This is a genomic window from Arthrobacter sp. Z4-13 (assembly GCF_054792705.1).
The window spans coordinates 3937026-3949061 of the sequence record NZ_CP096459.1; the positions used below are offsets into that span (position 1 = coordinate 3937026).

Sequence of the window (12036 nt, forward strand, 5' to 3'; positions counted from 1 at the left end):
GCCGGAATCCGGCAACGAGGGTCTTAGTGCAGTTCAGGAATGCGTAGCCGTGAAGACTACTTGCCTGCCACTACGTCGAGTTCAATCACAGCAGCAACGTCGTCGTGCAGACGGACGTTGGCCTGGTAGGAACCAACCGACTTGATGTGTGCCGGCAGTTCAACCTTGCGCTTGTCGATGCGGCCAAGGCCAGCGGCCTCAACAGCGTCAGCAACGTCGCCCTGCTTGACGGTGCCGAACAGGCGTCCGGTCTCGCCAGCCTTGACGACGAGCTTGACCGGCTTGGCGGAGAGTGCAGCAGCCTGCTTCTGAGCGTCTTCCAGGGAAGCGTGCTCGCGGGCGGCGCGGGCAGCCTTGATGGACTCAACCTGCTTTTCGCCACCCTTCGACCAGGTCAGGGCGAAGTTGCGGGGGAGCAGGTAGTTACGTGCGTAACCGTCCTTGACCTCTACAACATCGCCAGCAGCACCGAGACCGGTTACTTCGTGGGTCAGAATGAGCTTTGCCATGTTAGTTAATCCCTTCCTTAGCCGCGGCCAGCGCCGGAGTAAGGCAGCAGGGCAACTTCGCGGGCGTTCTTGATTGCCTGTGCGATCTTGCGCTGTTCCTGCACCGTGACGCCAGTGACGCGACGGGCGCGGATCTTTCCGCGGTCGGAGATGAACTTGCGCAGCAATGCTACGTCCTTGTAGTCGATGACAGTGATGTCAGCGGCCTTCAAGGGGTTGGACTTTGGTTTGGGCTTACGGAGTTCAGCCTTAGCCATCGTGGAGCTCCTATTCTAGGGAGCCCGTGGATATTGATCCACGGGATGGTGGTGGTCCGGCGGCGGCAGTCACCCTGGTGCCTTGCGGCACGTTCGGTGGTCCCGGCGTCGGGCCTTGTTTGGTTGTTAGAAGGGAGGTTCGGAATCGGGGCCGTTGCCCCAGCCGCCTGCGTTGGAGACACCGGGCGTCGCCCAGGGGTCGTCCTGTGCAGCCTGCTGGTTGCCGCCGCCCCAGCCTCCACCGGAGTTGCCGCCCTGGTTTCCACCAGAGTTGCCGCCTCCGAAGCCACCGCCGCTGTTGTTGCCTCCGCCGAAGCCGCCCTGACCACCCTGACCGCCGGAGCGCTGGGTGCGGTTGACTTTGGCATTGGCGTAGCGCAGGCTGGGGCCGATTTCGTCGACCTCAAGCTCGATGACGGTGCGCTTTTCGCCTTCTTTGGTTTCGTAGGAACGGCTCTTCAGGCGCCCGGTAACAATCACGCGCATGCCCTTGGTGAGGGACTCGGCGACGTTCTCGGCCGCTTCACGCCATACCGCTGCGCGGAGGAACAGGGTTTCCCCGTCCTTCCACTCGTTGGACTGGCGATCAAAGGTGCGGGGGGTGGAAGCGATGGTGAAGTTCGCTACTGCCGAACCGGACGGTGTGAACCGCAATTCCGGGTCATTGGTGAGATTACCGATGACCGTAATGGTGGTCTCGCCTGCCATCTACTGCCTCCTTGTTCGATCCTGGGTGAAGAGTGCGTTTCCTGCGGGGTGAAGAATGAAGATCGGGCTGAAATTACTCAGCAACAACCTTCTGCTCTTCGGGGCGGGTGATCTTGGTGCGCATGATGGTCTCGTTAAGAGACAGCTGGCGGTCAAGTTCCTTGGCGGTTTCCGGCTTGGCGGTGAAGTTCACCACGGCGTAGATACCTTCGGACTTCTTCTTGATGTCGTAAGCCAGCCGGCGACGGCCCCAGATGTCAACCTTTTCGATGGTTCCACCATCGTTGGTGATGACGTTCAGGAACTTCTGAAGCGACGGCTCAACGGTACGCTCTTCGACCTCGGGGTCGATGATTACCATCAATTCGTAAGGACGCATATGTGAACCCACCTCCTTTGGGCTAAGCGGTTACGGCATTTCCGTAACAGGAGGTTCATTTGCGATGCCATGCAAAGCCCCGCCGCCGGAACGGAGGCAGGACGCAGCACAGACTTCAATATCTTAGTGCATTTGGACCGGATAGGCGATTCGCGCTTGACTCAAGGCTATCGGCCATGGTTGCCGGCACAGCAGCGCGAATGCCGCTATGTGGAAAACCCGCTGTAGTTACGACGGCAGCAAAGGCTGCAAAGCCGTCCTGAAAAACAACTCCGTCACCACGGCAAGACGCCGCGGGTCGTCCACGCCGCACAGTTCACGCGCAGAATGCATGGAAAGCAGCGGAACACCCACGTCCACCGTCCGGATTCCCAAGCGGGTGGCAGTCAGCGGGCCGATGGTGGACCCGCAGGGGATCGCGTTGTTGGACACGAACTCCTGGTACGGCACCTTGGCTTCGCCGCAGAGCCGGGCCCAGAAAGCCGCCCCGTTGGCGTCCGTGGCGTACCGCTGGTTCGCGTTGATCTTCAACAGCGGACCGCCGTTGAGCACCGGGTGATTGGCAGGGTCGTGCCGCTCGGCGTAGTTCGGGTGGACAGCGTGCCCCGCATCGGCCGAGACACAGAACGACGCCGATAACGCTTGCCGCCGCTGGCTTACAGTAGCGCCGAGGCCATCGGAAATGCGCACCAGCACATCCTCAAGAATGGGCCCGCAGGCGCCGGAGCGGGAGTTGGAGCCGATCTCCTCGTGATCGAAGGCGGCAAGCACAGCGATCGGCCCGCCGGCCGCGCCGGAACTGCCGCCGGCAGCAGAAGTAGCATGGCCAATCAGGGCCACCAGCCCCGCATGCGTGGCGGAAAGGTTATCCAACCGCCCGGACGCGAAGAACTCCCCGTTCCCCCCGAAAACCGCAGGGGCCTGTGTGTCTGCAATAACGACGTCGTACCCCCCAATCCGGGCAGGATCCACGGAAGCACCGGCAACATGGGAAGCCAGGACGGAAAGCAGGTCAAAATCGGCGGGGTTCCCGAGCCCCCACACGGGGTTCATGTGGCGCTGCTTATCCAGCGTCAGGCCATCATTGACGGCCCGGTCCAGGTGGATTGCCAGTTGCGGGAAGCGGAGCATGGGCCCGGTAGCCGTGAGGTGCCCGGTCCCGTCCAGCATCACCAGCCGGCCGGCAAGCTGCAGTTCGCGGTCCAGCCAGGAGTTGAGCAGCGGCCCGCCGTACACCTCCACTCCCGCCTGGAGCCAGCCGTGGGCGCCGATGGTGGGCCTGGGCTTGAGCTTGAAGGAGGGTGAATCCGTGTGCGCCCCCAGGATGTTGAAGCCGGTCGCCGGGCCGGCGTTTTCGGGGACAACCCAGGCGATCAGCGCGCCGTCGCGAATTATGAAGAACGAGCCGGCGCCGCCCTCCCAGGGCTCCAGCTCATCCAGGCGGACAAACCCCGCCCCAACCAGCCGGCGGCCCGCTTCATGCACAGCATGGAAGCTCGACGGCGATGCGGTGACGTAAGCGCCAAGGTCCTGGATGTGGTCTGCAGCGGAGGAAGAAGGCATGCTCCCGAGTCTAGATGGTGACGTTCAGCCCCGCCGTGTAGCCCGCCGCGGCTGATCCTGTCATGGTGGCGAGCTGGTAGATGCCGCCGTCGTTCCGAAAAACGCTGTCCGACTGCAGGGTGGTGCGGCCCATGTTGCGCAGGCTCTCCTCGTAGCCGGGTGTGGCATACACGTCATCGCACGACGCCTTGGTCAGCGCTATCTGCGAAACGGCCAGCACCTGGCCCGCAGCTGTCGCGTTGTTCATGGACTCGAACACCTCGAAGTGGATGTGCGGCCAGCGTCCCGAATAGGCGCCCGGGAAGACGGACGTGAAGGTCGCCTGGCCGTTGGCGTCGGCCTCCTGCACGCCGCGCAGGTAGTTTTCGCTTCCCAGCTCCGGGTCGTACATCGAGTACCTGCCTTCCCTGTCGCAGTGCCATGCGTATACGGCCGCGCCGGCCAGCGGAACACATCCGTTTGCGTTATCCAGCAGTGTCAGGGTGAAGGTCAGCGGCACGCCTTCAGCCTTGGCGGTTCCGGTCCCGAAGCTGGACGCGATGTCCCGCCGCACTACTCCCGAGGCTTCCAGCAGGTTCGGCCCGTTCGAGCCGTCGGCCGGAAACGGTCCGGCGGTTTCACGCGGAATTTCCACGCCGCACTCCACGATGGCCCGGGTCAGGGTGGGCGACGGGGAGGCGGCCGCAGCAGTACCGGTCGCCGCAGGAGTACTGGTTCCGGCAGCGGTTGCCGGGGCGGCGGACGACGTCGACGGGCTGGCGTTGGGGGATCCGCCAGGGGTGCAGGCGGCCAAGGCAGCCGCGGCGCCGCCTGCCCCGAAAAACATGCCCAGTGACCGGCGGCTCATGATGGTGGACAGGTCGAATTCGAGGCCGCGGTCGTGGTTCGGGTGGGGGGCTCGGTTGATCATGGGACTATCCAACCCGCCCGCAACCCGCCTGCATAGGGTTTCCTGCCCGGGGAGTGTCAGTAATCCGGATTGCTGGGAACCACCAGGCCCGTTTCGTAGGCGTACACCACAGCCTGGACCCGGTCGCGCAGGTGGAGCTTGGTGAGGATCCGCCGGACGTGCGTCTTCACCGTGGCCTCGGACAGAAAGTACCGGTGGGCGATCTCCGCATTGGACAGGCCCTCGGCCATGGCCTGCAGCATTTCCGTTTCCCTGGGCGTCAGGTCGGCCAGCAGCGGATCGGGCGCAGGGGCCACGGGTGCCGGCTTGGCGGCACCGCGGACATAGGTTTCGAGCAACCGCTGGGTAATCCTCGGCGCCACTACGGCGTCCCCGCTGGCCACCACCCGCACAGCGTTGATCAGTTCCGAGGGCGCCGCGTCCTTAAGAAGGAACGCGGACGCGCCTGCCTGAAGACCTGAGAAGGCGTACTCATCCACGTCGAAGGTGGTGAGGATGATGATCCTGGCGCAGGCCCCGGAATCCGTGATGGCACGCGTCGCCTCGATGCCGTCCAGCACTGGCATCCGCACGTCCATCAGCACCACATCAGGGTTAAGTTCCCGGACCTGACGGACAGCCTCGGCGCCGTTGGAGGCTTCACCCACGATCCGCAGGTCATCCTCGCCCTCGAGGATGAGCCGGAAGCCCATGCGGAGCAGCGGCTGGTCGTCCACCAGCAGGACGGAAATAGCCGGATTATTGGTCATGCTTTGCCTTGAAGTTCGTAGGGGCGGAGGGGTTCGGAAACATCATCGCCCGGCCAGGTAAGGACGGCGTGCACGCGCCAGCCCCGTCCGCTGCGGCCGGCTTCCACCGCGCCGGCATAAATCCGGGCCCGCTCCGCCATTCCCGTGATCCCTTGGCCCGTGCCGTACGAGCCGTGCCCCGGGGCAGTGGCCGCACCGCTGTCAGAGGCGGAAACCCCCGGCACCCCCGCGCCGTCGTCAAGCACGTCAATGGTGACCGTTGGACCGTCCCGGACGATCGAAACATCTACGCGTCCCAGGGAACGGCCGTAGCGGAGCACGTTGGTCAGAGATTCCTGGACAATCCGGTACACGGTGAGCTGGAACGCTGCGTCGTCGGGCAACGCCGGGCCGGTATGGGAGTAGTGCAGGGGCAGGCCCGCCGTGCGGAATCCCTCCAGCAGCTTGGACAGGCTGTCCCCTGAAGCGAGCGGCAGCGGCGGCGCAGCGGCTCCGGCATCGTCGCGGAGGACACCGAGGACCCGCCGCATGTCGGCGAGGGCCGTCCGCCCCGTTCGGGAGAGTTCACCCAGGACCTCGCCGGCGCGCTCCGGACTTTTCCGGACCACGACGGCGGCACCGTCCGACAGACTGATCATCACCGTCAGCGAGTGGGCCACGACGTCGTGCATCTCCCGGGCAATCCGGTTACGTTCATTCACCGACGCGAGCCGGGCAGTCCGCGCCGCCCAGGCCGCCACTTCCTGTTCGTGTTCGCGCCGCTGCCGGACAGAGATACCGATGCCCGTGGCGATGACATTTGAGAGGGTGATGGTGGCCCCGGTGGCGATGCTGGTCAACAGGTGGAAGTCCCCGGGGTTGACCCCGGTGTCGTGGACGAAGGAGTTCTCCATGGGTCCGACGGCGGCAAGGAGGTAGAGGAGGGCCAGCGGCGCCGTGGCCGCTGCCATGGTGATGAGAGCAAAGCGGCGGGTATGCGCCACTGCCACTGCATACAGCGAGAACCAGAGGCCGGCGGACGCATTGGAACCCCACGGGTGCAGGAGCGTCACGGCCACCTCCGCCACTGCCACAAAGGCAACGACTCCCAACGGGTGGGAACGGCGAAGGAAAAGCGCCGCAGCCACCGCCGCCAGCAGGGCGATGGCGAGCCAGTTGCCGGACCTGACGGCGTCCGCCACGGTGGGCGCAACCAACAGGCAGTAGCTGAGCGCCACCGCGGTGTCCATAACCCGGGGGTGCCGGTGCAGGTAGCGGCGGATGAGTCCCCTGCGCCTGGCTGTGAGCTCGGCGAAGGACGCGTCGGCCTGTCCGGCCGGCGCGTCCCTTTCAACCGCCGTTTTTGTCATGGTCCTGCTTCTTGATCCTGCCCGGTCAGACGTCGCGTTTCTTCAGCACAATCATTGCCGGGATCAGGAACAGCAGCACGTAGCCCAGGAAGATCAGGCCGCCGTGCCAGGGATCGATCACGCCGTCGGTGTGGCCAATCGACAGGAACCGTCCACCGGCCTCGCTGGGGATGTACTGCGGAACGTACTTCCAGAATTCGCCGGGGATGAGGGTCATGAAGCCTGCGGCGATGGACAGGACAAAGAACATTGCCACCAGGACGGTGATGCCGCCGGCGGAGTTGCGGAGCAGGGTTCCCAGGGAAAGGCCAATCAAGGCAACGCCGGCCACGTAAAGGCCGCCGGTGAAGATGCTGTAGAGCACACCGTCGGTGGACCAGTCGAGGTCGAAGCCCATGCCCTGGAATACCGGCATGGCGATCAGGAAGGTAGCCACTCCGGCGATGGTGGTGATCACGTAGGAGATGACTGCAAGGATGATCGCTTTGGCCACAAAGGCGGGCGTGCGCCGGGGGACGGCGTTCATGGTGGAACGGATCATTCCGGTGGCGTATTCAGAGGACATAAAGAGGACTGCCAGTGATCCGAGGATCAGGATGCCGATCTGGAGCCCTGCGTTGGGCAGGTTGTAGAGGTCGAAGCCGGAGCCCGGGGGGAAGGATTGCTCGAGCATTTCGGGGGTCATTGTCTGGCCCTGGTCCCTGGCGCTGCGCACCATGTCTTCAAGATAGGTGTAGCGGATCAGGACGGCCAGAGCGCCGATTCCGATGATGGCAGCCAGCGTCAGCAGCAGCAGGATGCGGGTGGACATCAGCGACCAAAGCTTGATCCATTCGGACCGCAGGACGCCGCCGAAGGTCACACCCCTGGAGCCGGCGGAGGAACGGGTGGGCGCGGTACGGGTTTCAGTCATGGTGCTCATCGTCCTTACTTTCCTGCCGCTGCGGGAGCGGACAGCGCGGGTCCGCCGGTCAGGTGCGAGTGGTATTCCACTTCGTCCTTGGTCAGGTCGAAGTACGCGTCTTCAAGGGAGGACAGCTGCGGGGTGAGCTCGTACAGCAGGACGCCGTTATCCAGGGCAACCTGGGCAATGCGGCGGGAATCCATCCCGGTCACCTCAAGGGTCTCAGGCTCGCTTTGGTCCACGGTGACGCCGTCGCCGGCCAGCAGGGCAGACAGTTGCAGGGCCGCGCCGGTGCGCACCAGGGTCCTGGCCTGGCGGGTGCCGGCGATGATCTCCTTCACCGGGGCATCGGCAATGATCCGTCCGCGGCCGATCACAATCAGGTGGTCCGCGGTCTGTGCCATTTCGCTCATCAGGTGTGAGGAAAGGAAAATTGTCTTGCCCTGGTTGGCAAGGTACCGGACCAGGTTGCGGACCCACAGGACGCCCTCCGGGTCCAGGCCGTTGACGGGCTCATCCAGGATGAGCGTCTGCGGATCACCCAGCAGGGCTGCAGCAATTCCAAGCCGCTGGCCCATGCCCAGTGAGAAACCGCCGGCCTTCTTGCGGGCCACCGCCTCGAGGCCGGTCATTTCAATGACTTCACGGACCCTGGTCCTGGGGATGTTGTGCGTGGCGGCCATGGCCAGGAGGTGGTTGTAGGCGCTGCGGCTGGTGTGTACGGCCTTGGCGTCCAGCAGCGCGCCCACCTCATGCAGCGGCGCCTTGTGCTCTGCGTACGGCAGGCCGTTCACGGTGACGGAGCCCGACGTCGGCCGGTCCAGCCCCATGATCATGCGCATCGTGGTCGACTTGCCGGCGCCGTTCGGGCCCAGGAACCCCGTGACCTGCCCTGCTTTGACGGTGAAGCTGACCCCTGCCACGGCGGTTTTTCCCCCGTAGACCTTGGTCAGGCCTTGTGCCTCAATCATTGATTGTTCCTTCGGACGGCAGCGCGCGGCTGCGGCAGATGTTTAGGGACCGTTGTGTATCCACCACGCTACCGATGCCCGGCTCTGTTTTCGCCGGTCTCAGGGATGATTCAGGGGTAAACCGGGGTAGTCCCCGTGGATGATCCACTGTCAACGAAATTCCCATCGGGGGAGAATCTCCGTCAGGGACGGGGGGAGTAGTAGGCGAGGGCCCGGGGCAGCACACGGTACGCCACGCTGCGGACGCCGGCAAGCGTCTCGCCGTCGACGGCCAGTGCCATCGGTGACCCGCCGGATTCGATGTGCACCTCCGTTGCCGCCGACAAATGAGTGATGCGTGAGGTAGCTACGGTCCCTGTCAGCACGGACCACAGCAGCCGCAGCCGGGCAAAGGACTCATCAGCCGTAATCATGCGGACATCCAGGAAGCCGTCGTCCATCACGGGCCGGAGCAAGGGGGCGTGGTCGCGGGGATAGTAGCGGCCCCGTCCCACGTAGGCGATCCACACCTTGCGCAGCATGCCATCTACCGTCAGGGTGGTGGGAGTGCCTGCCACGAACGTACGGAACATTGCCACCACTCGCGCGAGGGGTTTTCCCAGTGCGGGCTGCAACTGTTCCCGCCGCCGGACAAAGTCGGGATACAGGCCGAGGCTGGAGGTGTTGAGCATCAGTACTTCCGCCGTTTCGGACTTGCCGGCGAGGCCGCGTTCAACCGTGACGGTTCCGACGTCGGCCAGGGCAGCTTCGCCTTTGGACGCCGCTGCCAGGGCCCCCTTGAGGCTCTCCGTTCCTGCGTCGCGGGCAAAGTGGTTGAGGGTTCCGCCGGGCAGGACCAGCAGCGGGAGTGACCGCTCGACGGCGGCAGCTGCTGCCGCTCCCACGGTTCCGTCGCCACCGTACACACCCAGGGCACGTGTCCCGGGAAGGTCCGCCGTGTGCCTGATGGCAGCCAGCAGGTCATCATCCTGCTGCACGGTCTTTACATACGCCTCGGGGAATACTTGCAGAAGTGCCGCAGCTGTCTCTTCGCTGAAGGAGCCGCCGAGAGTGTTGACCACAATCGCCAGCCCTTCACCCCCGGGCAGTGGCGGCGCCGTGGTCCAGGTCCTGGCTGTCTGCGGAATGGGCGGACTGACAGGCCACCACCGCCGTGTCACCAGCGCGGCGGCGGCACCAAGCGCCGAACCGAAAAGCACGTCCGAGGGCCAGTGCGCCCCGGTATGAACGCGGGAATACGCCACTCCCACTGCCGCCGGGGCCAGTGCCACGCCCAGGGCGGGCTTGACCAAACCTGTCCCTACGGCGAACGCCACAGCCGACGCTGAATGCCCCGACGGCATGGACGAGCTTCGAGGCTGCGGATGCACGAACCGGAACACTGGCAGGTGTTCGGGCAATGGGCGGGCGCGGGGCAGCAGGGTCTTGAAAACGCCGTTGGTAACGGCGGAGGCCACCGCCTGGGCAATCAGCCCGTGCAGCGCAGCCCGTCGCGGCCGGCCCGGAATCGCGGCGAGGACGCCTGCCACACCTATCCAAAGTTTTCCGCGGTTTGCAGCGGCCGACAGCCTGCGGAAGAAGTCGTCATGGTTTCCGCCCGGCAGCCTCGATACATGCTGCACGAGGTATCTGTCCGTCCGGCTGACCCACCGATGGCCCTTGGGCCATTTCGCCTGCATGCCCTCACCCTACCGCCGTCACTGCATCCGGCAGCCGATACAGAACCACGTGCTGACCTGCCCTTCCCGGGACGCCGCCTATGTGACCTTTAGCGGCTTGGCAGCACCGGCGAGCAGGAGGGCAAGAAGGATGGGCGCAAGGATCGCCAGCAGCGCGAGGTGGATTCCCGTCAGGTCGCCCAGGTATCCCAGCAGGGGCGGACCGGCCAGGAATGAGATGTATCCAAGCGTGGACACCACGGAGACCCTCGCTGCTGCATGCCGGGGGTCGTCCGCGGCAGCGGACATTCCCATCGGGAAGGCCAGTGCTGCCCCGACGCCCCAAAGCGCGGCGCCCACCGCAGCGAGCCACACATTGCCGGCCAGCACGAAGAGGCAAAGGCCGGCGGCCGCTGCTGCCATGCTGGCACGGAGGACGGCGACGCGGCCGTACTTGTCGATGACGGTGCCGCCAAGGAACCGCATGGCTGTCATGGCCAGGACAAAGAGGGCGAACATCAGGGCGCCGGTCGATTCGGAGGTACCCAGGCCGTCAACGGATGCCTTGGCGATCCAGTCATTGCCCGCACCCTCGGTCAGGGTGGCGCCAAGGACCACGACGCCGATGAGCAGGGTCCTCCCGTCCCGCCAGGCCGAAGGGCCCTTGGCTGCTTTCGGTTCTCCTTCGGCCGCGGCTGGTGCCGGGGCGTGCGGAAGAAAGTAGCGCGGAACGGTCATCGTCACCAGCAGCACGATGCCCGCAATGACCAGCAGGTGCACCGGCAGTCCGACGCCGAGGTTCGATAGTCCTGCGCCGATGAGGGCACCCACAAAGGCACCGCCGCTGAAGGCAGCGTGAAACTGGGGCATGATGGTGCGCCGAAGCTTGTGTTCGACGTCGGCCCCTTCGATGTTTTGGGAGACATCCCAGAGGCCGATGGCTATGCCAAAGAAGAACAGGGCAATGGCTGTGCCCGGGATCGAGGCCGCGGCCAAGGAGAGCGCAATGCCCACACCGGCCGCGGAGGCCAGCAGCCCGCCAAAGCGCACGGTGTTGGCCGTGCCGATCCTGCCCACTACCCAGCCCGCCGTCGGCAGGGCGAGCAATGAGCCGACGGCGGTGCAGAGCAGCAAGGTGCCCATCTGGCCGGACGTTATCTGCAGGGTCTCGGTGACAGCAGGGATCCGCGCCGCCCAGCTGGCGAACACCAGGCCGTTGATGCCGAAGACAACGAACGTTGCCGCTGCTGCCGCTTTCAGGCCGGCATGCTGCGCCGTTCCGGTATTTATGCTCATACATTCACTACTTCCACAGAATTGTCATCGAGTCGTCGTCGTTCTTCGGAGCTGAACTGCTTATTGGTGACCAATATGTCCACCCGATCAAGACCGCCCACAAGTGCTCTGGCAACCGCATCCCATTTGGCAGCGGCGGCGGCCACCACAACACGCGAGGCTGATTCCAGGCCCGCGCGTTTTACGGCTGCGTCTTCCAGGTCATGGGCCAGGAGACCGTCCTTAAAGTCGACTGAGCAGGGCGTAACAACTGCCGTATCGAAGCGGAGGGAGCGGATGTTGGATTCCGCGAGCGGGCCCCGGAAGCACAACTCGCCGGGGACTAGGCTTCCTCCCGGCAACAGCAGCGCGGGCCTGGACCCTGCGCTCGACTCCTCACCCGCCAGCACGTTGAGCGACCGCAGCGACATCGGCATGAGGGTCAACTCCCTGCCGTTCAACGCCCGCGCCACCTCAGTGGCGGTGCTTCCACTGTCCAGCCAGACGTGCTCACGGTCACCCAAAAGGTTCGCTACAGCTGCTGCGATGCGCTTCTTGACGTCCTGGTCCTCCAGCTCGCGCTGCCCGTAACCTGGATTCCCGCCGCGCCCGATCAGACTCCGTGCGCCACCGTGGACCCGGCGGAGGACGCCGTTGGCCGCCAGGACTTCGAGGTCCCGGCGGATGGTCGCGCCGGAAGCGTCACAAGCGAGGGTCAGCTCCTCCACGGTGACCTCGTGGCGCTGGCGGAGCAACCCGGCGATCGTGCGATGACGCTCGTCCGTCTTCATGATCAAATGATAA

General features: G+C 64.9%; 13 protein-coding genes. All 13 read right to left on the reverse strand.

The genetic code is table 11. The features are described 5' to 3' along the window. Positions 1-56: 56 nt before the first annotated feature. Entirely contained in the window at positions 57-509 is a 453-nt protein-coding gene (rplI, locus tag M1E07_RS20050; RefSeq protein WP_050057159.1) for a 50S ribosomal protein L9, read from the reverse strand. Positions 510-526: 17 nt separating this feature from the next. Continuing rightward, entirely contained in the window at positions 527-766 is a 240-nt protein-coding gene (gene rpsR, locus M1E07_RS20055) for a 30S ribosomal protein S18 (protein ID WP_003800144.1), read from the reverse strand. A gap of 126 nt (positions 767-892) precedes the next feature. Then, a complete protein-coding gene (locus tag M1E07_RS20060; RefSeq protein ID WP_461188351.1) occupies positions 893-1474 on the reverse strand; it encodes a single-stranded DNA-binding protein in 582 nt (193 codons plus the stop codon). A 73-nt stretch (positions 1475-1547) separates the two neighbouring features. Continuing rightward, positions 1548-1853 (reverse strand): 30S ribosomal protein S6, encoded by a 306-nt coding sequence (gene rpsF / locus M1E07_RS20065; protein WP_015939036.1) that lies wholly within the window; start codon positions 1851-1853, stop codon positions 1548-1550. Between the two features lie 228 nt (positions 1854-2081). Next, positions 2082-3416, reverse strand: coding sequence for a M18 family aminopeptidase (locus M1E07_RS20070; protein WP_461188352.1), 1335 nt, complete (start codon positions 3414-3416; stop codon positions 2082-2084). A 10-nt stretch (positions 3417-3426) separates the two neighbouring features. After that, positions 3427-4326 (reverse strand): intradiol ring-cleavage dioxygenase, encoded by a 900-nt coding sequence (locus tag M1E07_RS20075; RefSeq protein ID WP_461188353.1) that lies wholly within the window; start codon positions 4324-4326, stop codon positions 3427-3429. Between the two features lie 56 nt (positions 4327-4382). Further along, positions 4383-5075: a response regulator gene (locus tag M1E07_RS20080; protein ID WP_461188354.1), complete on the reverse strand. Its 693-nt coding sequence runs from the start codon at positions 5073-5075 to the stop codon at positions 4383-4385. After that, positions 5072-6424: a sensor histidine kinase gene (locus M1E07_RS20085; RefSeq protein WP_461188355.1), complete on the reverse strand. Its 1353-nt coding sequence runs from the start codon at positions 6422-6424 to the stop codon at positions 5072-5074. Before M1E07_RS20085 ends, M1E07_RS20080 begins: the two co-directional genes overlap by 4 nt. 25 nt (positions 6425-6449) lie before the next feature. Continuing rightward, the gene (locus M1E07_RS20090) at positions 6450-7337 is read right to left on the reverse strand and encodes an ABC transporter permease (protein WP_461188356.1); all 888 of its coding nucleotides are present in this window, start codon (positions 7335-7337) and stop codon (positions 6450-6452) included. Positions 7338-7351: 14 nt separating this feature from the next. Continuing rightward, positions 7352-8299 (reverse strand): ABC transporter ATP-binding protein, encoded by a 948-nt coding sequence (locus M1E07_RS20095; protein ID WP_461188357.1) that lies wholly within the window; start codon positions 8297-8299, stop codon positions 7352-7354. 182 nt (positions 8300-8481) lie between these two features. Then, on the reverse strand, positions 8482-9978 hold the full coding sequence (locus M1E07_RS20100; protein ID WP_461188358.1) for a bifunctional phosphatase PAP2/diacylglycerol kinase family protein: 1497 nt from the start codon (positions 9976-9978) through the stop codon (positions 8482-8484). 78 nt (positions 9979-10056) lie between these two features. Beyond that, the gene (locus M1E07_RS20105) at positions 10057-11253 is read right to left on the reverse strand and encodes an MFS transporter (protein WP_461188359.1); all 1197 of its coding nucleotides are present in this window, start codon (positions 11251-11253) and stop codon (positions 10057-10059) included. Then, on the reverse strand, positions 11250-12023 hold the full coding sequence (locus M1E07_RS20110) for a DeoR/GlpR family DNA-binding transcription regulator (RefSeq protein WP_461188360.1): 774 nt from the start codon (positions 12021-12023) through the stop codon (positions 11250-11252). The genes M1E07_RS20105 and M1E07_RS20110 overlap by 4 nt, the downstream gene beginning before the upstream one ends. Positions 12024-12036 lie beyond the last annotated feature (13 nt).